This is a genomic window from Synechococcus sp. HIMB2401 (assembly GCF_042883245.1).
Classification (GTDB): domain Bacteria; phylum Cyanobacteriota; class Cyanobacteriia; order PCC-6307; family Cyanobiaceae; genus Parasynechococcus.
Genome location: NZ_JBDJKK010000002.1, coordinates 55,014 through 80,566, shown reverse-complemented (window position 1 = coordinate 80,566; position 25,553 = coordinate 55,014). Strand labels below are relative to the sequence as shown.

Genomic DNA, 25,553 nt, shown 5'->3' with positions numbered 1-25,553 from the left:
CAGAGCATGTCGCCGTCCTCTTCGGCCGGACCGCTCAGCAGCGGTGCCTTTTATCAGCGTTGGCTTGGCCCGGTCTTGGCGCGGGACGACGGTCTGGATGCTGAACAGCTGTCGCGCACTGCCCTCACGGCTCTTGGTCAAGCCAGCCTGCGGCGCCGCTGGCCAGGGGTGTCCACGGTGCTGGATGGCGTTGCGGCGGATCTGCAACGGCGTGATCTGCGCCTGGAACAAGTGCTGTTTGGCTGTCGCTTCCCCAACCCGGTGGGTTTGGCGGCGGGGTTTGACAAGAACGGAGTCGCGGCTGGGATCTGGGATTGCTTTGGCTTTGGCTTCGCCGAAGTGGGCACGGTCACCTGGCATGGCCAGCCGGGCAACCCCAAACCACGCCTGTTCCGGTTGGCGGAGGAGCAGGCCGCGTTGAACCGGATGGGATTCAACAACGATGGCGCCAAGGCGCTGTTGAAAACGCTGGAGCGTCAACGTCTGGATCCGCCCGGCCGGCGGCCGGCGGTGCTGGGGATCAATGTGGGCAAATCCAAGATCACGGCCTTGGAGCAGGCACCGGACGACTACGCGGCGTCCCTGGAGTTGTTGTCGCCCTTGGCGGACTATGCGGTGATCAACGTCAGCTCCCCCAACACCCCCGGATTGCGGGATCTCCAGGACACAGCCCAGTTGCGGCGGTTGGTGGAGCGGCTGCGCCGGCTGCCGGCCTGCCCGCCTCTGTTGGTGAAGATCGCGCCGGATTTGGACGATGAATCGATTGATGCGGTGGCCCGATTGGCCTTTGAGGAGGGTCTGGCTGGGGTGATCGCGGTCAACACCAGTCTCAATCGGCTGGGCCTGGAGCAACGGCGGTTGCCGCAGACCGGGCGCACTTTGGCGGAGGAGGCGGGTGGTCTCAGCGGTGCCCCCCTGCGTCAGCGGGCCCAGGAGGTGATCCGTCGCTTGCGGGCCAGTGCTGGCCCGGCGCTGCCGTTGATCGGTGTGGGTGGGATTGACTCGGCGCAAGTCGCCTGGGAGCGCATCACCGCAGGGGCTTCTCTGGTGCAGCTCTACACCGGCTGGATCTTTCAGGGGCCGGATCTGGTGCCGCGGATTCTGGATGGTCTTCTGCTGCAGTTGGACCGCCACGGTCTGCGAAACATCGCGGAAGCATCCGGCAGCGGTTTGCCCTGGCAGGACTGAAATTGTTGCTTTAGAGGCACTTCATCTGTTCGATATTTCGCTCTTGAATGTCTCTTCTGCGAAGTGATTGAAGGGGTGATCGTCGACGGCGTTGGCTTAGTGGACAAAGCCTCACGCCACTGCTCGCTTTTGGTGAGCTGCCTCGACTCATAGCGGTCAGCTTGGCTTGAGCTTGGCTGTGAGCCACGCTGGTGATGTCTATGCGTTTTGTCGGGAGTCGGGATGGGCGTCGACATGCGCCATGGCGGCAATCGCGAAGCTGCCGCTGCAAGATTGAATTGTCGGCCGTCGCAGCTGCTGGATGCCAGTGCCTCTTTAGCCCCCTGGAGCCTGCGTTCCCTCCGTATCCCCCGGGACGCCATCCGCGACTATCCAGATCGGGCTCAGGCCTCCCTGTGCCAGGCGATTGCATGCCTGCATGGGCTCGATCCTGACGCTGTCCTGCCCGGGAACGGGGCAGCCGAGTTGTTCACTTGGGCGGCCCGAGATGCTGCGGCGGTGGGGGACAGTGCTCTGCTGGCGCCTGGGTTTTCCGACTATCGGCGGGCTTTGCAGTGCTGGGGTGCCTCCTGGATTGGCACCCCCTCTCTTTTGAGTTGGAACAACGCCGGCCCTATGGCGCATCCTCGGTTGGAGGCGCCGGTGGCCTGGATTTGCAACCCTCAAAACCCCACCGGGCAGCTTTGGAGCCGTGCCTCATTGCAGCCATTGCTGGAGCGGTACGCCCTGGTGATCTGTGATGAAGCGTTTTTGCCTCTGGTGCCCAACGGCGAGCAGCAGTCGTTGATTCCCTTGGTGGCTGGGCATTCAAATCTGGTGGTGATCCGCAGCCTCACCAAGCTCTATGGCATTGCTGGCTTGCGTTTGGGCTATGCCGTTGGGCAGCCCCAGCGGTTGCAGCGTTGGGCCGAGTGGCGCGATCCCTGGCCCGTGAATGGCATCGCTCTGGCTGTTGGCGAACGGTTGTTGTCATCGCCCCGGCGTTACCAATCTTGGTGCGCGCGCGTGCAGCGTTGGACGGCAACGGAGGGGGCGTGGATGCAGCGGCAATTGGCTGCGTTGCCGGGCATCACCCCGATGCCGTCGGCGGTTAACTATCTGCTGATTCGAGCGAACCGATCCCTCGTGCCTTTGCGGGAGGCATTGGAGCAACGGCATCGCATTCTTTTGCGTGATTGCCGTTCCTTTGAGGGTTTGGGAGAGACCTGGCTGCGGATCGGATTGCAATCGCGGCGCAACAACCGCCGCATCGTGTGGGCGATGCGTGAGGAGTTGAAGCGCACCCCTCTGGCTTGACTCAGGCCACCAGGTCTTGAAGCACGCCGGCCAGTTGCCGTTCAGCATCCCGTTCCGCCAACGCAGCCATCCCTTCACGCATCTGGGTGAGTGGATCGTTTTTAGTGCTGGCGTGTCCGAGCCGCGATGCCAGGAGTCTTTGCACGGTGGTCAGCAACACGGGTTGCTCCGGTTCGTGCTGATGCACGATCACAGCCGCACCGAGGGATGCGGCGCAGGATGCATTGGCCTCCTGGTGTTGGTCCGCCGCCTGGGGGAATGGCACCAGTACGGCCGGGGTCCCGCAGACCGCCAGTTCACTGATGCTGCCAGCCCCCGCGCGGCTGATGGCCAGGTCGGCATGTTGCAGCAACCCTGGCATCTCATCGCTGAAGCGGCGTTCCACCAGTTGTGGGTGCTGCAGCTGCCCAAGGTCGGGGTCGTTGTCGCCGGTGAGGTGAACCACGCGGCAGCCCCGCTCCAACAGGGCCGGCACCGCAGCACGCACCATGCGGTTGAGGCCGACGGCGCCTTGACTGCCGCCCATCACCACTAGGAGCGGCCCCTCCCCGGAAGGGATCCAGCCCGGCTGGGGTTGTGGAGTCAGAAAGCTGGAACGCACCGGTGTGCCCGTCAGCACCGGCTGGCTACCGGGGATGCGCTTGGCGGCCGCGGGGAGGCCAATGGCCACGGCGCTGCAGAAGCGACCCAGCAAGCGGGTGACCCGCCCCGGGATGGCATTGGATTCATGCAGCACCACGGGAATGCCGCACCAACGCGCCGCCAGGATCGCGGGGGCGGCGATGTAGCCGCCGGTGGTGAACACCACATCGATCGCGTTTCGGCGGATCACCCGCCGCACGTTCACGCTGGCCAGCAACAGGCGCAGCAACTGCAGCAGCTTGGTGAGTCCGCGCCCCTGCAGTCCGCCGGCGTTCACGCACACCAAACCAAAACGCTGCGGCACCAGCTGCGTTTCGAGCCGATCGGGCACCCCCAGCCAGCGCACGGGCCACTGACTTTCAACGGCTTCCGCAACCGCAAGAGCGGGGAAGAGATGGCCGCCGGTGCCGCTGGCGGCGATCAGAAGCCGGGTCATCGCGTCGGCCGTCACCGCACACCGGGCCTAATTTAATTGGGTTGATGTGGTCTGGCCCGTGCGTCGTTTTCTGGGAGTCACGCTCGTGTCGGCCATGGCGTTGCTTTTGTCACCGGTCCATGCCCTTGAGCCGCCCGGACGTGGGGGCAGTGCGGTTGAACGTTTCAGCGATCGCCTGCAAGCGGCATTGAACAGCGGCAGCTCTTCGGCGTTCGACACTCTGGCCAGCGTTGAGCTTCAGCCTGTTTTGGCCCAGCGCCTGGAGCGTTTCCGGCAGGATTTTCCCGAGGTCACCTGGCAGGTGGAGCCCGCAGCTCTTACACCAGATGGCCGTCCAACCCTCAGCCTGCAGGTTCGGGGTGCCGCTGAATCCCAGGGGCTCAGTTATTCCCTTGAGGCCAGCGAACAGATCGCGATTCGTTTGGAAGGCGGCGAGTTGGTGGAGCAGGAACTGTTGGCCCAGCAGTCCTTGCTGCGCAGTGGTGAGCGCCCCTTGGCGGTTGACGTCGCCATCCCCGACGTGGTGCTCACCGGCAGCCGTTATGACGTCGACTTAATCGTTGAAAAACCGCTAGGCCAGGCCCTGGTGGCGGGCGGTTTGGTCGACCTTTCCGATGAGCAGCTGTCGGCTCAGATCCGTCCCAACCTGCCGCTGGCTCCCCAAGGAGGGGGTGGCTTGTTCAAGAGCGTTCAGGCTCCGCAGCAACCCGGTTCGCAGACCTGGGCCGTGATGCTGGTGCATCCCGATGGCGTGGTGACGGCCACCAAACGGGTGCGCGTGGTCAGCAGCTACTAGCTCCGTTGTCTTGTTTGATTCCAGCGGTGCAGGGCGGACACGTCCTCATCACCATGGCCGTTGTTGATCAGGTCGAGTTCCAGCTGTTCCACCAGCGTTGTGACGGGCAGATGCAGTTGGACGACCTTGGCTGCATCAAGGGCAATCCCGAGATCCTTGCGATGCAGGCTCAGCCGGAAGCCGAGGGGATAGCTGCCCTCCAGCATGGCGATGCTGCGATGGTCGAGGGCCCATGAGCCGGCTGCACCATTTTTGAGGGCATCGATCACCTGGGGCATGGGCAGCTCCAAACGCTGGCCTAGGGCCACCGCCTCCGCCACGGCGGCATAGCTGCCAGCCACCAGAACCTGGTTCACCGCTTTCACCTGCTGCCCCCGCCCCACGTCACCGAAGTGATGAATGGAGCCTCCAATCACCTCGAGGATGGGCCGTACCCGCTCCAATGGCTCGCTTGCTCCACCCACCAGCACTGTGAGGCTGCCGCGTTTGGCCCCTTCCGTGCCGCCAGTGACCGGGGCATCCATGTAATGGACCTTTTGACCTGCCAGGCGTTCCGCACAGTGTTGGGCTGTGGCGGGAGCAATGGTGGAGCAATCAAGCACCACGCTGCCGATGCCCAGTTGTGATGCGGCCCCGTTGGCTCCGAACAGCACCTCCTCAACGGCTGCATCGTCGCTGACGCACAGCAGCAGCACATCAACGCCGGTGCTCGCTTCGGCTGGGCTGGAACATGGCGTTGCACCCTCGAGCTCCGGATTGGTTTCGGCTTTGCGGCTGCGGGTGTGCACCCGCAGCGGAAAGCCAGCCTTGTCCAGGTTGATCGCCATGGGCAGGCCAAGTGCCCCCAGTCCCACGAAGCCCAGGCTCAGGTCAGCTTTTGTCATGACGCATGGCGAAGCATTTGGATCCTGGTCGACGGATGCGCTGCAGTTGTGCCTTCAGGACAAAAAATCCCGGACGTCCGCTTTGAGGGACGACCGGGACGAGATCGATCAAGACCTGAAGCTCCAGGCCTGAGCCACTGATCAGGCGGCGTCGAGGGCAGCCACGCCGGGCAGCACCTTGCCTTCCAGCAGTTCGAGGCTGGCACCACCGCCGGTGGAGATGTGCGACATCTTCTCGGCCAGGCCTGCCTTCTCGACAGCCGCCACGGAGTCACCGCCACCGATGATCGTGCAGCAGCCCTTGCCGCTCAGGTCGGCCAGGGTGGTGGCGATGGCGTTGGTGCCAGCAGCGAACTTGTCGAACTCGAACACGCCCATGGGGCCGTTCCAGATCACGGTCTGACAGTCGGCCAGGGCGTCCTGGAACACCTTGATCGAATCGGGGCCGATGTCGAGGCCCATCCAGCCGTCGGGGATGGCGTTGATATCAGCGGTTTGGCTGTTGGCATCGGGGGCGAAGTTGTCCGCCAGCACCACGTCGGTGGGCAGCAGCAGCTGCACGCCCTTGGCCTTGGCCTTGGCCTCGAGCTCCTTGGCCAGTTCCAGCTTGTCTTCTTCCACCAGGCTCTTGCCTACCGAGAGGCCGCGGGCCTTGTAGAAGGTGAAAATCATGCCGCCGCCGATCAGCACCTTGTCGCACTTGTCGATCAGGGCTTCGAGCACGCCGATCTTGGAGCTCACCTTTGAGCCGCCGACGATGGCAGCCAGGGGGCGCTTGGGCTCATCAACAGCACCCTGTAAGTACTGAAGTTCCTTCTCCATCAGGAAGCCGGCGACGGAGGGCTTGAGGAACTTGGTCACGCCTTCGGTGGAGGCGTGGGCGCGGTGGGCGGCGCCGAAGGCGTCGTTCACGTAAACCTCGGCCAGGCCTGCGAGCTTCTCAGCGAAACCGGCTTCGTTTTTCTCTTCCTCATAGAAGAAACGCACGTTCTCCAGCAGCACCACATCGCCGTTGGCCATGGCGCCCACCTTGGCTTCGGCGTCGGGGCCGATGCAGCTGTCGGTCTTGGCCACGGGCTTGCCCAGCAGTTCGCTCAGGCGAGCGGCCACGGGGGTGAGGCGCATGGCGTCGTTCACCTGGCCCTTGGGGCGGCCGAAGTGAGCGGACAGGATCACCTTGGCGCCCTTGCCGATCAGGTCGTTGATCGTGGGCAGGGCGGCACGGATGCGGGTGTCGTCGGTGATCGCACCGGCATCGTTCAGGGGCACGTTGAAGTCAACCCGCACGAGAACGCGTTTGCCGCTCAGGTCGCCGGCGTTGAGGCTGGCCAGGGAACGCTTCGCCATAGGGTTGTGTCGTGCGGTAAGAAAACGGGGTGAGATTAACCCGTGTGAATGGCAATGGCGCCAGCGCGTTCAAAGTGAATCTGTTCCGGCTGGCCGTCTGTTCTGTGCATTTGCGTTCGTGACCACCCCAACGATCCAGTGGTATCCCGGCCACATCGCCAAGGCGGAGCAGCAGCTCAAGCGCCATCTCGACAAGGTAGATCTGGTGATTGAGGTGCGTGATGCCCGTATTCCTCTGGCCACGGGACACCCCCATCTGAACCGCTGGTTGAAGGGCAAGCAGCATCTGTTGGTGATCAACCGGCGCGACATGGTCACCGCGGCAGCGAAGGAGGCCTGGGAGTCCTGGTTCAAGGCCCAAGGCCAGCGGACGGCTTGGTGTGATGCCAAGGCCGGTACCGGCGTGAAGCAGGTGCAGCAGGCCGCGATCCGTGCCGGCGATCAGCTCAACGAACGCCGCCGCAACCGGGGCATGCGGCCCAGGCCCGTGCGGGCGCTCACCCTGGGCTTTCCCAACGTGGGCAAGTCGGCGTTGATCAACCGTCTTGTGCGGCAGAAGGTGGTGGCTAGCGCCCGGCGGGCCGGCGTGACGCGCACCCTGCGCTGGGTGCGTCTGGGGCAAGACCTTGACCTCCTGGATGCCCCTGGCGTCCTGCCGCCTCGGCTCGACGACCAGCAGGCGGCCCTGCGGCTGGCCCTTTGCGACGACATCGGCCAGGCCGCCTACGACGGTGAACTGGTGGCCCAGGCCTTCCTTCAGTTGCTGCTGGATGTGGAATCGCAGCCTGCCGCTGGGGTGACGATTCCGCTGCTGCAGGAGCGCTACGGCATTCCCTTGAGCGGTGAAACGGCCGACCCGGCTCTCTGGCTGGATGCCGCAGCGGCCCGCCACACCTCCGGTGAGACAGCGCGCATGGCACAGCGGTTGCTGGATGATTTCCGCAAGTCGGCCCTCGGCAGCATTGCCCTGGAGCTGCCGGCATGAGTCCGCAGTGGAAACGTCCTCCGTTGCCGGAGGAAACATTCACCGATCGCTTTGGTGAAGGGGAGGGAGAGCTGCTGACGCTGGCCTATCCCAAGCCGTTGCCGATGCGGCTCGACCGTTGGTTGGTGAGCCAGCGGACGGAGCAGAGCCGGGCCCGGATCCAGAAGTTCATCGACGCGGGCTACGTGCGCGTCAACGGCAAGACCGGCAAGGCCAAAACCCCCCTGCGCCAGGGCGATGAGGTGCAGCTGTGGATGCCGCCACCGGAACCGCTGCCTTACCTCAAGCCGGAGCCAATGGATCTGGATGTGCTGTTTGAGGACGACCATCTGATCGTGCTCAACAAGCCGGCCGGGCTGACGGTGCATCCGGCGCCGGGCAACAAGGACGGCACCCTGGTGAATGGCCTGCTGCATCACTGCCCGGACCTCCCCGGCATCAGCGGCAAGTTGCGGCCCGGGATCGTGCACCGCCTTGATAAAGACACCACCGGCTGCATCGTGATCGCCAAGAGCCAGGAGGCCCTGGTGCGGCTGCAGGTGCAGATCCAGAAACGGATCGCTTCCCGCGAGTATTTCGCCGTCGTCCATGGCGTGCCGGCCGGCGACTCGGGCACGATCGTCGGGGCGATTGGCCGTCATCCGGCGGATCGCAAGAAGTACGCGGTGGTGAGCAGCGAAAACGGCCGTTACGCCTGCACCCACTGGACCCTGGTGGAGCGTCTCGGCGACTACTCCCTGTTGCGGTTCAAGCTCGACACCGGGCGGACCCATCAGATCCGCGTCCACTGCGCCCACATGAACCATCCCGTGGTGGGTGACCCCACCTACAGTCGCTGCCGCAAGTTGCCGATCGAGCTGCCCGGCCAGGCCCTGCACGCCGTGCAGCTGGGGCTCGACCATCCGATCACCCGCGAGCGGATGCTGTTCGAAGCTCCCCTGCCTCCGGTGATGGAGAAGTTGCTGGGGGTGCTGAGGCGCCGCGCCGCGTCGGGCTGAGGGCTTAACGCGGCAGCCTTGGGCAAGCCTCTACGAGGATTTGGCTGATCGGCGCCTGAGGCGCGCTGAAGATCCGGTCTCCTGGGCCTTCCTCCACCACTTTCCCCTTGTCGAGCACCATCACCCGGTGGCAGAAGCCACTGGCCACCGAGAGGTCGTGGGTGATGAACACGATCGCCAGGCCCAGTTCCTGCTGCAGCTCCCGCAGCAGTGCCAGCACATCCGCCTGCACTTCGGCATCGAGCATGCTGACGCTCTCATCGCAGATCAGCACCTTGGGCTTTAGCGCCAGGGCTCGGGCGATCGCCACCCGCTGCTGCTGGCCGCCGGAAAGCTGCTTTGGCAGGCGATCTTGAAACTGCTCGGCCGGGCTGAGGCCGACCCGCTCCAGCAGGCGACGGGCTTCCTCCCGGGCTGCTGCTTTCGAGCAGAGACAATGGATCAGCAACGGATCGGCGATGGCATCGGCTACCTGCAGGGCGGGATTCAGGCAGGCCAGAGGGTCCTGAAACACCATCTGAAGGGCCCGGCGGGCCGTTCGCAGCGCCTCACCACGCAGGCTCAGCAGGTCCTGGCCCAGCAGGTCCACCCGTCCGCCGCGGATGGGATTGAGCCCCATCAAGGCCCGGCAGAGGGTGCTTTTCCCGCAGCCGGAGGCCCCCACCACCCCCAGGCTTTCCCCGGCCCTGAGCTCGAAACTCACCCCATCCACCGCCTTCAGCCAGAGGGGTGCCCAAGGTGCGCCCCCCAGGGCATGCCAGCAGCGCATCTCCTCCACCCGCAGCACGCTGCCGTTGTCGGGACGTGCCGGTGAGCGTCCCCCTTCCCGGGCCTGGGCGGAGGCCACCAGCCGTTGCCCCACCGGCGACTGCGGCCGGGTGAGCAGCTGATGGCTGGGGCCGTCCTCCACCTTGCGTCCGCCGTCGAGCATGGCCATGCGCTCGCACCAGCGGGCGGCCATGGCCAGGTTGTGGCTGATCAGCAGCAGGGCACTGCCCAGTTCCTGGCAGAGGCCGCTGAGTTCCGCCATCACCTGCCCGGCTACCGCCACATCCAGGCTGGTGGTGGGTTCATCGGCGATCAGCAGCGGTGGTTCCAGGGCAATCGCTAAGGCAATGGCCAGGCGCTGGCGCATCCCACCACTGAGCTCATGGGGGTAGGCACGGAAACGGTTGGCGCCAATGCCCACCCGCTCCAGCAATTCTCGGGCCCGTTCCTGGTGGGCCGTGGCACTGGTTTGAGGTCGGTGGGCCCTGAGGGTGTCGATCAGATGGCCGCCCACGCTCATCAGCGGATTCATCCGCGTCATCGGGTCCTGGAACACCAGACCCACGGCTTCACCCCGCAGCTGCCGCAACTGCGGTCGCCTGAGTTGGCGTGGATCCTGGCCGGTCAAGGCCAGCCGTCCTTCACAGACCGTTCCCTGGGGCAGCAGCTGCATCACGGCCCGCGCCACCGTGCTTTTGCCGCAGCCCGAAGATCCCACCAAGGCCAGGGTCTCTCCCGGCTCGAGGCTCAGATTCAGCCCATCCAGCGTCCAGGAGTTGCTGCCGGGATAGCGCAATCGCAGCTGTTCGAGTTCCAGAACAGGCCGGCCCATGAACAGTGCTGCGCGAGCGACAGGGGGTCCTGCACTGAATACCATGGATTGACCCGATGGGTCGGATGCTCAACGCTGCCTCCACACCCAAAGAGCCCCGAACCAGCACGGGTTCGGCCACTGCGGGCTGCGCGTTGCCAGAAGTGAGGCGTCATCCCGTCCGCCATCCGGACGATTACGGCATCGATCTGCCGGACTGGTTGAGGGAGTGCATCGCCAATGTGCCGCCCGGCATTGGCCAGAGCTGCCCCACCGATCCCGAGGCGCTGCTGGTGTCGGCCTTCGATTTCGGCTTTCAGCTCCACGAAGGCCAGTTCCGCGCCAGTGGGGACCCCTACATCGTCCATCCGGTGGCGGTGGCTGATCTGTTGCGGGACATCGGCGCCAGCGCCCCGGTGATCGCCGCGGGGTTCCTCCACGACGTGGTCGAAGACACCGACGTCACCCCCGATCAGATCGAGCTGCACTTCGGTTCCGAGGTGCGTGAACTGGTGGAGGGGGTCACCAAGCTCGGCGGCATCCACTTCAACGACCGCACGGAAGCTCAGGCGGAGAATCTGCGCAGGATGTTCCTGGCGATGGCCAGCGACATCCGTGTGGTGTTGGTGAAGCTGGCGGATCGCTTGCACAACATGCGCACCCTGGGTGCATTGAAGGAGGAGAAGCGCCAGCGGATTGCCCGCGAAACCCGTGAGATCTATGCCCCCCTCGCCAATCGCCTTGGCATCGGCCGCTTCAAGTGGGAGCTGGAGGATCTGGCCTTCAAATTGCTGGAACCGGAGGCCTTCCGGGAGATTCAGGAGGAGGTGGCCACCAAGCGCAGCGAGCGCGAGCAGCGGCTCGGCGTCACGGTGGGACTGCTGAACGAGCGGCTGGAACGGGCCGGCCTAGAGCACTGCGAGGTGAGTGGTCGCCCCAAACATCTGTTTGGCATCTGGAGCAAGATGCAGCGCCAGCAGAAGGAGTTCCACGAGATCTACGACGTGGCGGCGTTGCGGATCCTCACACCCAATGTCGAGAGCTGCTACCGCGCCCTCGCTGTGGTTCACGACACCTTCCGCCCGATTCCGGGACGCTTCAAGGACTACATCGGGTTGCCCAAGCCCAACGGATACCAATCCCTGCACACGGCGGTGATCGGTCGGCATCGCCCGATCGAAGTGCAGATCCGCACGCTTGAGATGCACCATGTGGCCGAATTCGGGATTGCGGCCCACTGGAAATACAAGGAAGGCGGCTCACCGGCCAGCAGCGGCAGTGATGCGGAGCGGTTCAACTGGCTGCGTCAGCTGGTGGATTGGCAGCAGGAAGGCGGCAACGACGATCACAACGACTACCTCTCTTCGATTAAGGAAGACCTTTTCGACGAAGAGGTGTTCGTGTTCACTCCGAAGGGTGATGTGCTCGGTCTGCGCAAGGGGGCAACAGCCGTCGACTTCGCCTATCGCATCCACTCCGAGGTGGGCAACCACTGCCATGGCGTTCGCATCAACGATCGGCTGTGTCCGCTAGCGACGCCGTTGCAGAACGGTGATTTCGTTCAGGTGCTCACCAGCAAGACGGCCCATCCCAGCCTCGATTGGCTGAACTTCGTTGCCACGCCGACGGCCCGCAATCGCATTCGCCAGTGGTACAAGCGCAGCCACCGTGACGAAACAATTGAACGGGGCAAGGATCTGCTGGAGCGGGAGCTGGGCCGTGATGGCTTCGATGCCCTGCTCAACAGTGAGGCGATGCAGCGGGTGGCGCAGCGCTGCAATGTGCCCACCACCGAAGACCTGCTGGCTTCACTGGGGTTCGGAGACGTCACGCTGCAGCAGGCGCTCAACCGTTTGCGGGAGGAGATGCGTCTGCTGGCGGAACAGCAGCAGGCCCCACCCAGTAACGAAGACGTGGCCGCGGCGCTGCTGCCATCGCGGGATCAGGCGCCGGACCGTTCCGGAGGCGAAGGGGCGATCCTGGGGCTGGAGGGCTTGGACTACCGCCTTGGCGGCTGTTGCAGTCCGCTGCCGGGTGAGTTGATCGTGGGCACGGTGGCCCTCGGCAACCACGGCATCACCATTCACCGGCAGGACTGCTCCAACGTGGAGACAATCCCCCGGGAACGTCGCCTTCCCGTGCGCTGGAATACCACCCACGCCGAACAGGAGAAACAGCGCTTCCCGGTGCAGCTGCGGATCGAAGTGATCGATCGCGTCGGCATCCTCAAAGACATCCTGCTGCGTCTCTCCGATGGGGCCATCAACGTCAGTGATGCGCGGGTGACCACCGCCGCTGGCAAGCCTGCCCGCATTGATCTGCGGGTTGAGCTGGAGGGTGCCGATCAGCTCAGCCGCACCATGGACCAGATCCGCTCGATGGCGGATGTGATCGGGATTGCCCGGGTGGGCACGAGCTAGCTGCCTCGGCTCACGACGGCACGGGCTTCACGCCGCAGAAACAGGCGGTAGGCCATCCAGCCGCTCACCAGGGCCAGCACCATTCCCACAACGGTGGAGCCGAGCAGGATGCGCTGGCTGAACTCCCATCCCTGGACCCACAGGCTGCTGCGATCCAGCTCCGAAAGGTTGATCCCGCCTTGGCCAGGGCCCAGCAGCTGACAGCCCACCAGATAGTTGAACCAATAGAGGGGCAGATAGGTGAGGGGATTGCTCACCAGGGTTCCTGCAGCGGCGAGCAGGTGATTGCCACGCACCACGCTGGCCACACCCACGCTGAGGAAGATCTGCAGCCCGAAGAAGGGGTAGCAGCCGCAGAACACGCCAGCGGCCAGGCCACGGGCCCGTTGGCCTGGTGTGCCTTCCTGTCTCCACAACCAGAGGACCCCGCGGCGCATCCGGATGCGACTGAGGCGCAGCAACCGGCGCATGAACCCAGCAGAAATCGGCCGGATCCTAGGTATGGATCACCAGCGGCGAATGCTGTGCCCAGCACCGACACGATTGCGGCCGTGGCCACCGCCGTGGCCCCAGGGCAGGGCGGGATCGCCGTGATTCGTCTCTCCGGGCCGGCTGCGGAAGCAACGGGGCGCAGCGTGGTGCACTGCCCGGGCCAACAGGAGTGGGGATCGCACCGGGTGGTGTATGGCCATGTGATCGATGGCGAGGGCCGCCGTCTCGATGAGGTGCTGCTGCTGCTGATGCGCGGCCCCCGCAGCTTCACCGGTGAGGACGTGGTGGAGATCCACTGCCATGGCGGGGTGATCGCCGTGCAGCGGGTGCTCGAACAGGTGCTGCGGCAGCCGGGAGTGCGCCGGGCCCAGCCGGGCGAGTTCAGCCAGCGGGCCGTGCTCAACGGCCGGCTCGATCTCACCCGCGCCGAGGCGGTGAGTGAGCTGGTGGCGGCCCGCAGTCGCCGGGCGGCCGAGTTGGCCATGGCGGGCCTTGATGGCGGCATTCAGGCCCAGATCACGGGGCTGCGGGAACGGCTGCTCGATCAGCTCACGGAGCTGGAGGCCCGGGTGGATTTCGAGGAGGACCTGCCGCCCCTCGATGGCGATGCCCTGCTGCAGCAGCTGCAAGCCGTGCGTCTGGAGCTTCAGCAGTTGGTGCGCGATGGCGAGCGGGGCGATGCCCTGCGCCAGGGCCTGCGGGTCGCCTTGGTGGGTCGCCCCAACGTGGGAAAAAGTTCCCTGCTCAATCGACTCAGCCGCCGCGAGCGGGCGATCGTGACCGATCTGCCGGGCACCACTAGAGATCTGCTGGAGAGCGAGATTGTGCTGGAGGGGGTGCCGATCACCCTGCTCGACACCGCCGGCATCCGCAGCACCGATGACGCGGTAGAGCAGCTGGGGATTGCCCGCAGCGAGGAAGCACTGGCCACGGCGGATGTGGTGCTGTTGGTGCTCGACGGCCATGCGGGCTGGACCGCTGAAGACGCCGCCTTGCTGGCGCGCATCCCCGCGCAGATCCCCAGGATTCTGGTGGCCAACAAGGCGGATCTCCCCGCGGGGACCTTCCCCCAGCCGGTGGATGTTCAGTTGTCGGCCTTGGAGGGCACGGGGGAGGCCGACCTGGTGCAGGCCCTGCTGGAGCGTTGCGGGGCTGCTGGAACCGACGGCATGTTGGTGGCGCTGAACCAACGCCAACGCGATCTGGCCGCCCGAGCCGCCGAAGCCCTGGCCCGCAGCCAGGAGGTGGCGGCCCAGCAGCTGCCGTGGGACTTCTGGACCATCGACCTGCGGGAGGCGATCCGCGCGCTGGGGGAGATCACCGGGGAAGAGCTCACCGAAGCGGTGCTGGATCGGGTGTTTTCGCGCTTCTGCATCGGAAAATAGGTTCAGCGGACGTCTGAAACGGTTTGGACTGGCAATCCCCGGCACTCACCGCCGCATTGGAGGCCTGGCTGGCGGAAGACATCGGCCGCGGTGATCTGACGGCGGCTGCCTTGCAGGGCCAGCAGGGTCAGGCCCATTGGGTCGCCAAACAGCCGGGCCGGTTCTGTGGTGGTCCGTTGGTGCAGCGCCTATTCCAGCGTCTGGATCCCGGGGTGAGCGTTCGCCTGCTGCGGCAGGACGGCGACGCCGTTGAGGTCGGGGACTGCCTGCTGGAGCTGCAGGGGCCGGCCAAGGCTTTGGTGGCTGGGGAACGCACCGCCTTGAACTTGGCCATGCGCCTCTCGGGCATTGCCACCGCCACCGCTGCATTGGTGGCCCAGCTTGAGGGCACCGGTGTGCGGCTGGCTGATACCCGCAAGACCACGCCTGGGCTTCGTCTGCTGGAGAAATACGCGGTGCGTTGCGGCGGCGGCATCAACCACCGCATGGGGCTGGATGACGCGGCCATGCTCAAGGAGAACCACATCGCCTGGGCAGGGGGCATCACAGCGGCTATCACGGCCGTGCGTGAGCAGGCCCCTTGGCCCACGGCCGTGATTGTGGAAGCGGAGACGGAGGCCCAGGCATTGGAGGCGGTGCAGGCGGGCGCCAATGGGGTGCTGCTGGATGAATTCAGCCCTGAGCAGCTCACCCAGCTGGTGCCGCGCCTGCGGGACTGCAGCACCGGTGTGGTGGTGCTGGAGGCCTCCGGCATTCAGCCTGAGCAGTTGCAGGCCTACGCCGCCACCGGCATTGATCTGATCTCCACCAGCGCGCCGGTCACCCGCAGCCGCTGGCTCGACTTGAGCATGCGTTTCACCTGAAGAGGGATGATCAGAGCCGGATTCCCCCGGCCACGCACTGCCCATGCTCAGCCTGTCCCAGTCCCTGGATGCCCAGTTGCGGGCGGCGATGCAACGGGCTTTCCCGGAGGCCGATGCGGGGCTGGACCCCCAGCTGGCTCCTGCCAGCAAGCCGGAATTCGGCGACTTCCAGGCCAACGGCGCGCTGCCCCTGGCCAAGCCCTTGAAGCAGGCTCCTCGGCAGATCGCCACGGCGATCGTGGAGCAGCTGCAGGCCGATCCCGCCTTCACCGACCTCTGCCTGGAGCCGCAGATCGCCGGGCCGGGCTTCATCAACCTCACGATCCGCCCGGAGCGGCTGGCGGCGGAGGTGTCGGCACGGTTGGGGGACGAGCGTCTCGGCGTGCCGGCGGTCAGCAACGCGGCGCCGGTGGTGGTGGATTTTTCCAGCCCCAACATCGCCAAGGAGATGCATGTGGGGCATCTGCGCTCCACGATCATTGGCGACTCGCTGGCGCGGGTGCTCGAGTTCCGCGGTCATCCGGTGCTGCGCCTCAATCACGTGGGCGACTGGGGCACCCAGTTCGGCATGCTCATCACCCACCTCAAGCAGGTGGCGCCGGAAGCCCTGGACACCGCCGATGCGGTGGATCTGGGAGACCTGGTGGCCTTCTACCGCGAGGCCAAGAAGCGCTTCGATGACGATGAAGCCTTCCAGTCCACCTCCCGCGATGAGGTGGTGAAGCTGCAGGGGGGCGATCCTGTGTCGCTCAAGGCCTGGGGCCTGCTCTGCGACCAGTCGCGGCGCGAGTTCCAGAAGATCTACGACCGGCTCGACATCCGCCTCAGCGAACGCGGGGAATCGTTCTACAACCCCTTCCTGCCGGCGGTGATTGATGGCTTGAAGGCCGCTGAGCTGCTGGTCACCGATGACGGTGCCCAGTGCGTGTTCCTTGAGGGGGTGCAGGGCAAGGACGGCAAGCCCCTGCCGGTGATCGTGCAGAAGAGCGACGGCGGCTTCAACTACGCCACCACCGATCTGGCGGCGATCCGCTACCGCTTCGGTGCGGCGCCGGAGGGGGATGGTGCCCGCCGGGTGGTGTACGTCACCGATGCCGGCCAGGCGAACCATTTCGCCGGGGTGTTCCAGGTGGCCGAACGGGCCGGCTGGATCCCGGATGGTGCGCGTCTCGAGCACGTGCCCTTTGGCCTGGTGCAGGGGGAGGACGGCAAGAAGCTCAAGACCCGCGCTGGCGACACCGTGCGTCTGCGGGATCTGCTCGATGAAGCCGTCGAGCGCGCCGAAACCGATCTGCGTTCACGCCTGAAGGAGGAGGAACGCAGCGAGTCGGAGGAGTTCATCCAGCATGTGGCGGGCACCGTGGGTTTGGCGGCGGTGAAATACGCCGACCTCAGCCAGAACCGGATCACCAATTACCAGTTCTCCTTTGATCGGATGCTGGCGCTGCAGGGCAACACGGCGCCCTATCTCCTCTATGCCGTGGTGCGCATCGCCGGTATCGCCCGCAAGGGGGGCGACCTTGCGGCCACCAATGCCCAACTGCAGTTCAGCGAGCCCCAGGAGTGGGCCCTGGTGCGGGAGCTGCTCAAGTTCGATGCCGTGATCGCTGAAGTGGAGGAGGAGCTGCTCCCCAACCGCTTGTGCAGTTATCTGTTCGAGCTCAGCCAGGTGTTCAACCGCTTCTATGACCAGGTGCCGGTGCTCAAGGCCGATCCTGAAGCGCTGGCATCCCGCCTCGCCCTCTGCCGTTTGACGGCAGACACCCTCAGACTGGGGCTCGGACTGCTGGGCATCGCCACCCTGGACCGCATGTGAGCGACAACACTCAACCGTTCACAGCCGGTGGTGCTCCGGCGGCCCGCGCCGCCGTTGAGCAGCTCAAGCCCTACAGCGCGCCGTTGGAGGGCCGCCGCCAGATGCTGCGGCTGGATTTCAACGAGAACACGATTGGCCCCAGCCCCCTGGTGGCCCAGGCGCTGCGCAATTTCAGCACCGAAGAAATTGCCGTTTATCCGGAGTACGACGGCCTGCGGGAAGCGTTGCTCCAGAACCTGGTGGAAACCGGCTGCCGGCCGGGATTGAAGCCGGATCAGGTGGGCCTGTTCAACGGCGTGGATGCCGCCATCCATGCGGTGTTTCAGGCCTATGGCGATGCCGGTGAGACGTTGCTGACCACAGCGCCCACCTTCGGGTACTACAGCCCCTGCGCTGGGATGCAGGGCATGACGATCGAGGCGATTCCCTACGAAGGGGAGACGTTCGATTTTCCGCTGGCGGCCATTCAGGAGGCGTTGGCGGCTCGAGCACCGCGGTTGCTGTTGATCTGCAACCCCAACAACCCCACTGGCACGCGCTTGCCAGCCGATCAGGTGATCGCCTTGGCGGCCTCAGCCCCGGGCACCTTGGTGGTGGTGGATGAGCTCTATGAAGCCTTCACCGGAGACAGTGTGCTGCCGAGCGCAGATTTCACGGCCACACCGAACCTGCTGGTGTTCCGCTCCCTGGCCAAAACAGCTGGTTTGGCGGGTTTGCGGATTGGCTTTGCCATCGGCCATGCCGATGTGGTGGATCGGGTGAGTCGCGTCACGGGGCCCTATGACGTCAACAGCGTGGCCGTGGCCGCGGCCTTTGCCGCCTTGGCGGATCAGTCCTATGTGGATGCCTACGTGGCCGAGGTGCTGCGGGCTCGCGACTGGACCCTGCAGGCGCTGCAGGATGCGGGGGTTCGGCATCACTGCGATGGCGGCAACTATCTGCTGATCTGGCCCCAGCGACCCGTTGATGCCGTGGATGCGTCGTTGCGCGAGGCGGGAATCCTGGTGCGTTCGATGGCAGGCAAGCCCCTGATTGATGGTTGCTTCCGGGTGAGCATCGGCACCACCAGCCAGATGCAGCGCTTCATGGAGGCGTTCCTCCCCCTGGAGCGATGAACCGCCTGCTGCTGCTGGCCACCGGCGGCACCATTGCCGGCTGTGCGGAGAACAGTGCAACGCTGAACAACTACACCGCGGGCGTGCTGGGGGGCGATGTCCTGCTGGCGGCGGTGCCGCAGCTGCAGGATCTGGCGGTAATCAGTGTTGAGCAGGTGGCCAATGTCGATAGCGCCGACCTGTTGTTTGCCCATTGGCGCGCGCTGGTGCTGCGCATTCGTGCTGCCTTTGCGGCAGACCCCGAGCTGGCTGGAGTGGTGATCACCCATGGCACCAACACGCTGGAGGAAACCGCCTGGTTGCTGCAGCTGTTGATCGATGATCCCCGGCCGGTGGTGCTGGTGGGTGCGATGCGGCCGGCCACGGCCCTCAGTGCCGATGGCCCCCTCAATTTGTTGCAGGCGGTGCAAGTGGCCTCAAGCCCAGAAGCTCGCGGTCAGGGCGTGCTGGTGGTGATGGATGGCCAGATCCATGCCGCCCAGTTGGTCACCAAGTTGGCCACCCAGGGGGTGGGGGCGTTCGCCAGTCCCGGTCGCGGGCCCTTGGGCTGGGTGGATGACGTTGGCGTTCATCTGCCCATGGCGAGTGGACCCCGGCAGGTGCCCTTTGCTGGGCTCGATTTGCCGGAGCAATGGCCCCAGGTGCCGATCGTCTACGGGTGTGTGGAGCCCGAGCCGCTCCTGCTCAGCGCTTGCCTCAACGCCGGCGTTGAGGGTCTGGTGTTCACCGGCACGGGCGCCGGCCAGTTGTCGGCGGCTGAGCGTTCGGCGCTTGAGGCTTTGCCAGGGAAGCGGCCGTTGATGCTGCGGGCCAACCGTTGCGGTTCGGGGCCTGTTCACCACCATTCAGAGGATGATCGGCTCGGGCTGCTGCCTGCAGGCAGCCTCAATCCCCAGAAAGCCCGGGTGTTGTTGTTGTTGGCTGTGCTGGCGGGTTGGGACAGAAATCAGCTGCAGGCGCTGATCACTGCATCACCGTGATCACGGTGGTGCCGTCGAGGCGGCCCGGCAGGGTTTGGCTCCGGCCCACCCGGCGCACGGCGGTGCCGCCCATGGCATCGAGGAAGGGCTGCACACCCTCTTGATCGCAGCCTTCAGGTGCCTCGCCGTTGACGTACTGCACAGGAATGACGCGCTTGGGATTCAACTGATTCACCACCGCCGCAGCTTCTTCGGCGGTGTAGATCTTGCTGCCGCCACCCACGCCGATGATCAGCACATCGGGGTTGCCGAGCAGCACGCGGTCGGCAGCCGTGAGCTCTCCAGCGGTGGCACCGAGATGGGCAAAGCTGAGGCCACCCTGCTGCCAGCGCCACAGGGTGGCGTTGCCAAAGCGGCGCCCGCCCACGCGGTCGTGGGGATTGGCAAAACCCTCCAGGCTCAGGCCGCTGATGCGGTACGACCCCGGTTGGGCCAGAAAACGGCCGCCGGCCACATCGCGGGCCCCTTCATCGGCGAGTTCGGAGTTGGCCAGAACAACGCCGGTTGTTACCCGAGGCTCGGGCAGGCCTGCTGCACAGCCCACGGCCTTGTAGGGGTTGAGCAGCACCGATTGGCCGCCCCCCTGGATCAGCAGGGCACGTTGCCCGTAGCTGCTGATCGACACCCCACCGCCTGCCCAGGCCGGAGACGTGAGGCTGAGTGCCAGGCCTGCAGCGGCGGTCACGGCGGAACGCAGGACGGACATGGGCAGGGCTGAACGTGTTTCGGACGCTAACAGCGTTATCCCTCTGCTTCCCGCAGGAAATTGGCCAGCAGTTGGTGGCCTTGATCGGTGAGCACGCTCTCGGGGTGGAACTGCACCCCCTGCAGGTGGTGATGGTCGCGGTGCCGCAGGCCCATGATCGTGCCGTCCTCGAGCCAGGCGGTCACCTCGAGGCAGTCCGGAAGACTGTCGCGTTCGGCGATCAGGGAGTGGTAGCGGGTGGCCGTCAGCGGTTGGGGCAGTCCCGCGAACACGCCGTCGCCCTTGTGCAGCACGGGGGAGGTTTTCCCGTGCATCTGCTGCTGGGCGCGCACCACCCGGCCGCCGTACACCTGGGCGATGGCCTGATGGCCCAGGCACACCCCCAGGGTGGGCACCGTTGCGGAAAGCTCTTTGAGGATGTCGAGGCAGACGCCCGACTGATCCGGGTCGCCAGGGCCTGGGGAGAGCAGGATCGCGTCGGGCTTCAGGGCACGGATCTGCTCGAGGCTGATGGCGTCGTTGCGATGCACCTGCAGATCGGCTGCCACCGGATGCTGAGCGGCGAGCTCACCGAAGTACTGCACCAGGTTGAAGGTGAAGCTGTCGTAGTTGTCGATGACCAGCAGCATCTGCGAATCGGGAGTCAGAGCCCCAGGCGGAGCAGGAGCGGCGGAAGCAGGAGAAACAGAGCAATCAGCAAGGAGCTGATGGCGGCCGTCAGCACGGCGGCGGCGGCACAGTCTTTGGCGATGCGGGCCAAGGGGTGATAGCGCCGGCCAATGGCCAGATCCACCACCGCTTCCATCGCTGTGTTCAGCAGCTCTAACACCAGAACGGCAGCCACCGTAAGCACCAACACGGCCAGGCGGATCAGATCCAGTTGCAGCCAGGTGGCCAGGCCAAACACCACCAGCCCCGTCACCACATGGATGCGGAAGTTGCGCTGGGTGAGGAAGGCGTAGCCAAGGCCCTGGGCCGCGTAGCGAAAACTCGAGGGCAGATCACCGGCGATGCGCCAGCTGCCCCGTCGTCGCATCGCGTTGGGCACCATGGCCACCTCCTCTGAAGCTGCGTCTGCGGAGGGTGTCCGGGGCGATTCAGTGGTCATCGGAACGGAACGCAGACTCCGCAGGCCACACGCCCGCTTTTCGAAGATTACCCGGGTTCTCCAGGCCACCCATCCCCAAGAAGCCTCTCCTGCAGGGCCAGCATTGCGGCAAGGCTGTCGTCATCGGGATGGTCCCAGCCCAGCAGGTGCAGCAGGCCATGGCTCACCAGCCAGCGCAATTCCCGCTGCAGGCTGTGCCCCTGCTCCTGGGCCTGCCGCCGGGCGGTCTCCAGGGAGACGACGATGTCACCCAGTTCGATGCTGGGGCCTTCCATCCAGTCGCCAGCGTCGTCGAGGGCGGCAAACGACAACACATCAGTGGGGCCTGTTTTCTGGCGCCAGGCGCTGTTCAAATCCGCGATATTGGCGTCATCGGTGAAACGCAGCCCCAGGCTCAGCTCTTTCGCTGCACGCACCAGGGTTGGGCAGTCGAGGCTTGCATCCCCGCAGATGCCGTTGAGCCAGTGCTTCAGCTGCTGGAGCCAGGCCGTTTCATCGAGCAGATCGGTGCTGTCGGACGGTTGCAGCGTTACCCCCTGCCGATCCAGTGCAAGGTCGAGCTCCATGCCTAACCCGGCAGGGTCGGTCGCCCCAGCCAAGCCACAAGGGTGATGAAGCTGAGGAATCCCAGGGCGGTGAGGCCGAAGTGGAACAGGCTCTTGCTGCCCTTGCGCACCATGTTGCGCATGGCCTGTTTGACGAAGCTCGGCGGTGGGGTGCTCTCGCTGGCCATGGGATCAGGAATCGGCGTCGGCGCCGGGGCTGTCGACACCCTGGCGTAAACAGGCATCGATAAACGGGTCGAGGGCCCCATCCATCACCGCTTGCACATCGTTGGTTTCTTCATTGGTGCGCAGGTCTTTCACCATTTGGTACGGGTGAAACACGTAGTTGCGGATCTGGTTGCCCCAGGCCGCTTCAACGATGTCGCCGCGGATGTCGGCGATTTCGGCGGCCCGTTGTTCCTGGGCAATCACCAGCAGCTTGGCCTTGAGCAGGGCCATCGCTTTTTCCTTGTTCTGAAGCTGGGAGCGTTCCTGGGTGCAACGCACCGCCAGGCCGGTGGGGATGTGGAGAATCCGCACGGCGGTTTCCACCTTGTTCACGTTCTGGCCGCCGGCGCCACCGGAGCGTGAGGTGGTGACTTCGAGGTCCTTTTCGGGGATGTCGATGTCGACTTCCTCCTCCAGCTTCGGCATCACTTCGATGCCGGCAAAGCTGGTCTGGCGCTTGTCGTTGGCGTTGAACGGCGAGATGCGCACCAGGCGGTGGGTGCCCTTTTCGTTGCGCAGGTAGCCGTAGGCGTAGCGGCCCTCTACTTCGATGGTGGCGCTCTTGATCCCCGCCTCCTCACCTTCGGAGAGTTCGTCCACAGTCACCTTCATGCCGCGGTCTTCCGCCCAGCGGGTGTACATGCGCAGCAGCATCTGGGCCCAGTCCTGGGCGTCGGTACCCCCGGCGCCTGCATTGATGCTGAGAACCGCTCCCTCCTTGTCGTATTCGCCACTGAGCAGGCGCTCCAGTTCCCAGCGGTCCAGCCCCTGGCGCAACTGGTTTAGCCCGTTCTGAGCTTCCTGGAGCAGGTCCTCATCGGGCTCCAGTTCGTAGAGCTCAAGGGTGGCCTGGGCGTCATCGACCGCACCGCGCCATCCGGCCAGTTGAGACAGCTGGGCCTTCACCTCATCCAGACGCCGCATCTGCTTCTGGGCGTTCTGCTGGTCATCCCAGAAATCGGGCTGGGCCGCGAGTTGTTCGAGATCCTGTTGCCTGGCGTTCAGTGCAGGAACGTCAAAGACAGTCCTGGGCATTGCCCAGGCGGTCAGTGAGCTCGGAGAGATCGCGTTTGAAGTCGGTGAGATCCAGCAAGGACTCTGTCCTGATCAGCCTCTGACGCTATCAGCGCAGTAGCTGCATAGGATCCGACCACCGGCATCACCAACGCAATGGCCAAGGTTGAGATCTACACCTGGCAAACCTGCCCGTTCTGCGTCCGCGCCAAGGGGCTTCTGGACCGCAAAGGGGTGAGCTACACCGAACACAGCGTGGATGGGGATGAGCCGGCTCGGGATGCCATGGCGGCGCGGGGTGATGGTCGCCGCAGCGTTCCGCAGGTGTACATCGACGATCGCCACATCGGTGGCTGTGACGATCTCCATGCCCTGGATCGCGCCGGTGAGCTCGATGCGCTGCTGAAGGCCTGATCGATGCGCCAGCTGTTCGTTCTGGATCCGCTGGGGCAGATCAATCCAGCCAAGGATTCCTCTGCTGCGCTGATGCAGGCCGCCCATCGCGCCGGCGATGAGGTTTGGGCCTGCACGCCTGCCGATCTGATTGCGCGGGGCGATGAACCCCTCGCGATTGCCCTGCCGGTGACGCCGGAGCCCTGGATCACTGTTGGGGTGGCGGAACGTCAGGCTCTGGCTGGGTTTGATGTGATCTGGATGCGCAAGGACCCGCCGGTGGATGAGGCGTATCTGTACGCCACCCATCTGTTGGAGGTTGCCGAGCGGGCTGGGGTGCGGGTGCTCAATCGCCCCAGTGCGCTGCGCAGCTGGAACGAAAAGCTGGGGGCCTTGCGCTTCAGCCGTTGGATGGCCCCCACGCTGGTGGCGGGGCGGGTGTCTGAACTGCTGTTGTTCGCCGAGGAGCAGCAGGAGATCGTGCTCAAACCCCTGGGGGGCCGCGCCGGCCTGGGGGTAATTCGGGTCAACGGCCAGTCGCCGGGCTTGAAGGCCCTGCTGGAGCTGGTGACGGAGCAGGAACGCCTGCCGGTGATGGCCCAGGCCTTTCTGCCGTCCGTGAGCGAGGGTGACAAGCGCATCCTGCTGGTGGACGGCGATCCCCTGGGGGCGATCAACCGTCGCCCGTCAGCCGGAGAATTCCGCAGCAATCTGGCCGTGGGTGGTCAGGCGGAGGCCACGGAACTCACCGAGCGGGAGCGTCAGATCTGTGCGGCCCTGGCCCCGGCGCTGCGGGCGGAGGGGTTGTTCTTCGTGGGCATCGATGTGATCGGCGGCATGCTCAGCGAAATCAACGTCACCAGCCCCACCGGAGTGCGGGAAGTGGAGCGACTGATGAACCAGCCCCTGGCGGATCAGACGATCGAGCGGTTGCGCGCGCTGGTCTGAAGTTCCAGCTGGTCCGCCAGCACGGCCAGCTTCAGCCCCACTTCCTGCAGTTCGCGCTCGGCAACGGACCCCCGCACCAGGCCGGCTCCGGCGGTGAGGTCCAGCTCGCGGCCGCGGGCATGACCGCAGCGGATCGCCACCCGCAGTTCCGCATCTCCAGCACTGTCGATCCAACCGATTGGCGCTGCGTAACTGCCCCGTTCAAAGGGTTCCAGGGTGCGCAACCAGGCCATTGCGTCGCGGCGCGGCAACCCGGCAACGGCGGGGGTGGGGTGCAGCTGTTCAGCCAACGCCAGCACGGGCTGACCCTGGGTTTCGGCCGTGATCGGGGTGTGCAGGTGGGTGAGGTTGCCGTGGCGGGCCAGTTGGGGCTGACGGCGACGCCGGGGTGTCAAGCCGTTGCGGCGTAGTTGGTCGGTGATGGTTTCCACCACCAATTCATGTTCGCGGCGGTCCTTGTCGGAGCGCAGCAGCTGCGCCCCGGAATCCCCTTGCCCCGCCGTGCCGGCCAGGGCATCGCTGCGCAGCCAACCGGCGCGCAGGCTGAGCAGCCGTTCCGGCGATGCACCGAAGAAGGCATCACCGGTGTGACGCTGCCAGAGGAAGCGGCAGCTGCCGGCCTGTTGCCGCCGCAGCCGCTTCAACAGCGGCAAGGGGTCGAAGGTGTCTGCCAGAACAATGCGGTGCCGCACCGCCAGCACGAGTTTGTGAAGGTCACCGCTGTTGACCAGATCAATGCCGCGGGTCAGGGCTGCGGCGTAGCGCTGCCGCCAGGTTTCCGGTTCCGTTGCCGCCACCAGCGCCTGGGGCTTGAGGGGGGTTGGCGTGGCTGGCGTCTTGAGCAGCTGTTCGTGCTGGAGCCAAAGTTGTTCCGCCAGCTCGCGGCAGTCCGCTGCACTGCTAACAACCCCATTCAGCCGCAGCCAGCCGCGGCGTCCCTGACGGCTGAGTTGCCAGCGGGGCAGCACGGCCTGCACCGATGGCACCACCGCTTCACTGCGGCGGCGCTCACTCACCTGATCAAAGAAGCGGAAGCGCAGCAGCACCCGAGGTCGCGCATGGGCTGGGCTGTCCGCTGCCGTGTCGTGCAGCCGGCTCAGGCAGAGGTCGGCGAAGCGCTGGGCCTGCTCAAAGCGACGGCTGCCGGCCAGCTCCAGTTCCTGGCAGGGCCCTGCGGCAGCCAGGCAGAGGCCCGGGGCGCTGTCCCACAGCACCTGCAGGCTTTCCTGCTCCGCCAGCTGCGGCAAGGCCAGAAGCGGGTCGATCCCTTCGATCGGCAGGGCCAGGCTGAGCAGCGCTTCATCGCCGTCACAGGCCAACCATCCCCGCTGGGCAGCGGAGAGGAGGGTGCTGAAACAACAATCAGCCGACATCCGCGGCGTTTCCGGC

At 65.4% G+C, this 25,553-nt stretch carries 25 protein-coding genes; 13 read left to right on the top strand and 12 right to left on the bottom strand.

The window, feature by feature from the left end:
• The first annotated feature begins 6 nt into the window (after positions 1 to 6).
• Complete coding sequence (locus AAXE93_RS05355; RefSeq protein WP_390128847.1) at positions 7 to 1,188, top strand: quinone-dependent dihydroorotate dehydrogenase; 1,182 nt, start codon at positions 7 to 9, stop codon at positions 1,186 to 1,188.
• Positions 1,189 to 1,410: 222 nt separating this feature from the next.
• Entirely contained in the window at positions 1,411 to 2,484 is a 1,074-nt protein-coding gene (locus tag AAXE93_RS05350; protein ID WP_390128845.1) for a threonine-phosphate decarboxylase, read from the top strand.
• Position 2,485: 1 nt separating this feature from the next.
• On the opposite strand, the gene murG is transcribed toward AAXE93_RS05350, so the two are convergent.
• Positions 2,486 to 3,562, bottom strand: coding sequence for an undecaprenyldiphospho-muramoylpentapeptide beta-N-acetylglucosaminyltransferase (gene murG / locus AAXE93_RS05345; protein WP_390128843.1), 1,077 nt, complete (start codon positions 3,560 to 3,562; stop codon positions 2,486 to 2,488).
• Positions 3,563 to 3,620: 58 nt separating this feature from the next.
• Here murG and AAXE93_RS05340 point away from each other — a divergent pair, with 58 nt between their 5' ends.
• Positions 3,621 to 4,358, top strand: coding sequence for a hypothetical protein (locus tag AAXE93_RS05340; protein WP_390128840.1), 738 nt, complete (start codon positions 3,621 to 3,623; stop codon positions 4,356 to 4,358).
• Here AAXE93_RS05340 and AAXE93_RS05335 read toward each other — a convergent pair.
• Complete coding sequence (locus tag AAXE93_RS05335) at positions 4,355 to 5,242, bottom strand: NAD(P)-dependent oxidoreductase (protein WP_390128837.1); 888 nt, start codon at positions 5,240 to 5,242, stop codon at positions 4,355 to 4,357. The two genes, AAXE93_RS05340 and AAXE93_RS05335, sit on opposite strands and share 4 nt — an antisense overlap.
• Positions 5,243 to 5,383: 141 nt before the next feature.
• Positions 5,384 to 6,589, bottom strand: a complete 1,206-nt coding sequence (locus AAXE93_RS05330; protein WP_390128835.1) for a phosphoglycerate kinase — start codon at positions 6,587 to 6,589, stop codon at positions 5,384 to 5,386.
• 118 nt (positions 6,590 to 6,707) lie between these two features.
• Between AAXE93_RS05330 and ylqF the strand changes: the two genes are divergently transcribed.
• Both ylqF and AAXE93_RS05320 read left to right on the top strand, forming a co-directional pair.
• Positions 6,708 to 7,574 carry a ribosome biogenesis GTPase YlqF gene (ylqF, locus tag AAXE93_RS05325; protein ID WP_390128833.1) on the top strand — a complete coding sequence of 289 codons (867 nt, stop codon included), beginning with the start codon at positions 6,708 to 6,710 and terminating at the stop codon, positions 7,572 to 7,574.
• Positions 7,571 to 8,572: an RluA family pseudouridine synthase gene (locus AAXE93_RS05320; protein ID WP_115131286.1), complete on the top strand. Its 1,002-nt coding sequence runs from the start codon at positions 7,571 to 7,573 to the stop codon at positions 8,570 to 8,572. Before ylqF ends, AAXE93_RS05320 begins: the two co-directional genes overlap by 4 nt.
• Before the next feature lie 4 nt (positions 8,573 to 8,576).
• On the opposite strand, the gene AAXE93_RS05315 is transcribed toward AAXE93_RS05320, so the two are convergent.
• On the bottom strand, positions 8,577 to 10,217 hold the full coding sequence (locus AAXE93_RS05315; RefSeq protein WP_390128829.1) for a dipeptide ABC transporter ATP-binding protein: 1,641 nt from the start codon (positions 10,215 to 10,217) through the stop codon (positions 8,577 to 8,579).
• Between the two features lie 20 nt (positions 10,218 to 10,237).
• Between AAXE93_RS05315 and AAXE93_RS05310 the strand changes: the two genes are divergently transcribed.
• Entirely contained in the window at positions 10,238 to 12,571 is a 2,334-nt protein-coding gene (locus AAXE93_RS05310; protein WP_115131634.1) for a bifunctional (p)ppGpp synthetase/guanosine-3',5'-bis(diphosphate) 3'-pyrophosphohydrolase, read from the top strand.
• Here the strand turns inward: AAXE93_RS05310 and AAXE93_RS05305 are convergent.
• Entirely contained in the window at positions 12,568 to 13,041 is a 474-nt protein-coding gene (locus AAXE93_RS05305) for a DUF2062 domain-containing protein (protein WP_390128826.1), read from the bottom strand. The genes AAXE93_RS05310 and AAXE93_RS05305 overlap by 4 nt on opposite strands.
• A gap of 54 nt (positions 13,042 to 13,095) precedes the next feature.
• Between AAXE93_RS05305 and mnmE the strand changes: the two genes are divergently transcribed.
• From mnmE to AAXE93_RS05280, 5 genes are read left to right on the top strand one after another with little or no spacing between them, the layout of a single operon-like run.
• Positions 13,096 to 14,448, top strand: a complete 1,353-nt coding sequence (mnmE, locus tag AAXE93_RS05300) for a tRNA uridine-5-carboxymethylaminomethyl(34) synthesis GTPase MnmE (protein WP_115131283.1) — start codon at positions 13,096 to 13,098, stop codon at positions 14,446 to 14,448.
• A gap of 23 nt (positions 14,449 to 14,471) precedes the next feature.
• Positions 14,472 to 15,311, top strand: coding sequence for a carboxylating nicotinate-nucleotide diphosphorylase (gene nadC / locus AAXE93_RS05295; RefSeq protein WP_390128823.1), 840 nt, complete (start codon positions 14,472 to 14,474; stop codon positions 15,309 to 15,311).
• A gap of 43 nt (positions 15,312 to 15,354) precedes the next feature.
• Positions 15,355 to 17,127, top strand: coding sequence for an arginine--tRNA ligase (argS, locus tag AAXE93_RS05290; protein ID WP_390128821.1), 1,773 nt, complete (start codon positions 15,355 to 15,357; stop codon positions 17,125 to 17,127).
• The gene (locus AAXE93_RS05285) at positions 17,124 to 18,242 is read left to right on the top strand and encodes a pyridoxal phosphate-dependent aminotransferase (protein WP_390128819.1); all 1,119 of its coding nucleotides are present in this window, start codon (positions 17,124 to 17,126) and stop codon (positions 18,240 to 18,242) included. The genes argS and AAXE93_RS05285 overlap by 4 nt, the downstream gene beginning before the upstream one ends.
• A complete protein-coding gene (locus AAXE93_RS05280; protein WP_390128817.1) occupies positions 18,239 to 19,222 on the top strand; it encodes an asparaginase in 984 nt (327 codons plus the stop codon). The genes AAXE93_RS05285 and AAXE93_RS05280 overlap by 4 nt, the downstream gene beginning before the upstream one ends.
• On the opposite strand, the gene AAXE93_RS05275 is transcribed toward AAXE93_RS05280, so the two are convergent.
• From AAXE93_RS05275 to prfB, 6 genes are all read right to left on the bottom strand, one after another.
• Positions 19,206 to 19,928, bottom strand: a complete 723-nt coding sequence (locus AAXE93_RS05275) for an MBL fold metallo-hydrolase (protein ID WP_115131278.1) — start codon at positions 19,926 to 19,928, stop codon at positions 19,206 to 19,208. The genes AAXE93_RS05280 and AAXE93_RS05275 overlap by 17 nt on opposite strands.
• 35 nt (positions 19,929 to 19,963) lie before the next feature.
• Positions 19,964 to 20,557: an aminodeoxychorismate/anthranilate synthase component II gene (locus tag AAXE93_RS05270; protein WP_115131277.1), complete on the bottom strand. Its 594-nt coding sequence runs from the start codon at positions 20,555 to 20,557 to the stop codon at positions 19,964 to 19,966.
• Between the two features lie 14 nt (positions 20,558 to 20,571).
• Positions 20,572 to 20,979, bottom strand: a complete 408-nt coding sequence (locus tag AAXE93_RS05265; protein WP_244272960.1) for a diacylglycerol kinase family protein — start codon at positions 20,977 to 20,979, stop codon at positions 20,572 to 20,574.
• Positions 20,980 to 21,083: 104 nt separating this feature from the next.
• Entirely contained in the window at positions 21,084 to 21,602 is a 519-nt protein-coding gene (gene ybeY / locus AAXE93_RS05260) for an rRNA maturation RNase YbeY (RefSeq protein WP_115131275.1), read from the bottom strand.
• Between the two features lie 2 nt (positions 21,603 to 21,604).
• Entirely contained in the window at positions 21,605 to 21,769 is a 165-nt protein-coding gene (locus AAXE93_RS05255) for a DUF3285 domain-containing protein (protein WP_115131274.1), read from the bottom strand.
• 4 nt (positions 21,770 to 21,773) lie between these two features.
• Positions 21,774 to 22,902 (bottom strand): peptide chain release factor 2 gene (gene prfB / locus AAXE93_RS05250; RefSeq protein ID WP_115131273.1). Its coding sequence is split into 2 segments (ribosomal slippage): positions 21,774 to 22,826 and positions 22,828 to 22,902, totalling 1,128 coding nucleotides; the frame shifts between segments, so codons are not numbered across the junction.
• 77 nt (positions 22,903 to 22,979) lie between these two features.
• On the opposite strand from prfB, the gene grxC reads away from it, so the two are divergent.
• Both grxC and gshB read left to right on the top strand, forming a co-directional pair.
• The gene (grxC, locus tag AAXE93_RS05245) at positions 22,980 to 23,237 is read left to right on the top strand and encodes a glutaredoxin 3 (protein WP_115009898.1); all 258 of its coding nucleotides are present in this window, start codon (positions 22,980 to 22,982) and stop codon (positions 23,235 to 23,237) included.
• 3 nt (positions 23,238 to 23,240) lie between these two features.
• The gene (gene gshB / locus AAXE93_RS05240; protein ID WP_115131272.1) at positions 23,241 to 24,164 is read left to right on the top strand and encodes a glutathione synthase; all 924 of its coding nucleotides are present in this window, start codon (positions 23,241 to 23,243) and stop codon (positions 24,162 to 24,164) included.
• Here gshB and AAXE93_RS05235 read toward each other — a convergent pair.
• On the bottom strand, positions 24,131 to 25,537 hold the full coding sequence (locus AAXE93_RS05235; RefSeq protein WP_115131271.1) for an isochorismate synthase MenF: 1,407 nt from the start codon (positions 25,535 to 25,537) through the stop codon (positions 24,131 to 24,133). The genes gshB and AAXE93_RS05235 overlap by 34 nt on opposite strands.
• Between the last annotated feature and the right edge of the window lie 16 nt (positions 25,538 to 25,553).

What these genes read in the sequence shown, in the direction of transcription:
- gshB (WP_115131272.1), top strand. Translation starts at nt 23,241, where the DNA reads ATGCGCCAGCTGTTCGTTCTGGATCCGCTGGGGCAGATCAATCCAGCC.
- AAXE93_RS05280 (WP_390128817.1), top strand. Translation starts at nt 18,239, where the DNA reads ATGAACCGCCTGCTGCTGCTGGCCACCGGCGGCACCATTGCCGGCTGT.
- AAXE93_RS05265 (WP_244272960.1), bottom strand. Translation starts at nt 20,979, where the DNA reads ATGGTGCCCAACGCGATGCGACGACGGGGCAGCTGGCGCATCGCCGGT.
- AAXE93_RS05355 (WP_390128847.1), top strand. Translation starts at nt 7, where the DNA reads ATGTCGCCGTCCTCTTCGGCCGGACCGCTCAGCAGCGGTGCCTTTTAT.
- ybeY (WP_115131275.1), bottom strand. Translation starts at nt 21,602, where the DNA reads ATGGAGCTCGACCTTGCACTGGATCGGCAGGGGGTAACGCTGCAACCG.
- AAXE93_RS05310 (WP_115131634.1), top strand. Translation starts at nt 10,238, where the DNA reads ATGCTCAACGCTGCCTCCACACCCAAAGAGCCCCGAACCAGCACGGGT.
- AAXE93_RS05270 (WP_115131277.1), bottom strand. Translation starts at nt 20,557, where the DNA reads ATGCTGCTGGTCATCGACAACTACGACAGCTTCACCTTCAACCTGGTG.
- AAXE93_RS05350 (WP_390128845.1), top strand. Translation starts at nt 1,411, where the DNA reads ATGGGCGTCGACATGCGCCATGGCGGCAATCGCGAAGCTGCCGCTGCA.
- AAXE93_RS05330 (WP_390128835.1), bottom strand. Translation starts at nt 6,589, where the DNA reads ATGGCGAAGCGTTCCCTGGCCAGCCTCAACGCCGGCGACCTGAGCGGC.
- AAXE93_RS05235 (WP_115131271.1), bottom strand. Translation starts at nt 25,537, where the DNA reads ATGTCGGCTGATTGTTGTTTCAGCACCCTCCTCTCCGCTGCCCAGCGG.
- AAXE93_RS05320 (WP_115131286.1), top strand. Translation starts at nt 7,571, where the DNA reads ATGAGTCCGCAGTGGAAACGTCCTCCGTTGCCGGAGGAAACATTCACC.
- AAXE93_RS05305 (WP_390128826.1), bottom strand. Translation starts at nt 13,041, where the DNA reads ATGCGCCGGTTGCTGCGCCTCAGTCGCATCCGGATGCGCCGCGGGGTC.
- AAXE93_RS05275 (WP_115131278.1), bottom strand. Translation starts at nt 19,928, where the DNA reads ATGTCCGTCCTGCGTTCCGCCGTGACCGCCGCTGCAGGCCTGGCACTC.
- AAXE93_RS05255 (WP_115131274.1), bottom strand. Translation starts at nt 21,769, where the DNA reads ATGGCCAGCGAGAGCACCCCACCGCCGAGCTTCGTCAAACAGGCCATG.
- AAXE93_RS05335 (WP_390128837.1), bottom strand. Translation starts at nt 5,242, where the DNA reads ATGACAAAAGCTGACCTGAGCCTGGGCTTCGTGGGACTGGGGGCACTT.
- argS (WP_390128821.1), top strand. Translation starts at nt 15,355, where the DNA reads ATGCTCAGCCTGTCCCAGTCCCTGGATGCCCAGTTGCGGGCGGCGATG.
- grxC (WP_115009898.1), top strand. Translation starts at nt 22,980, where the DNA reads ATGGCCAAGGTTGAGATCTACACCTGGCAAACCTGCCCGTTCTGCGTC.
- murG (WP_390128843.1), bottom strand. Translation starts at nt 3,562, where the DNA reads ATGACCCGGCTTCTGATCGCCGCCAGCGGCACCGGCGGCCATCTCTTC.
- AAXE93_RS05315 (WP_390128829.1), bottom strand. Translation starts at nt 10,217, where the DNA reads ATGGTATTCAGTGCAGGACCCCCTGTCGCTCGCGCAGCACTGTTCATG.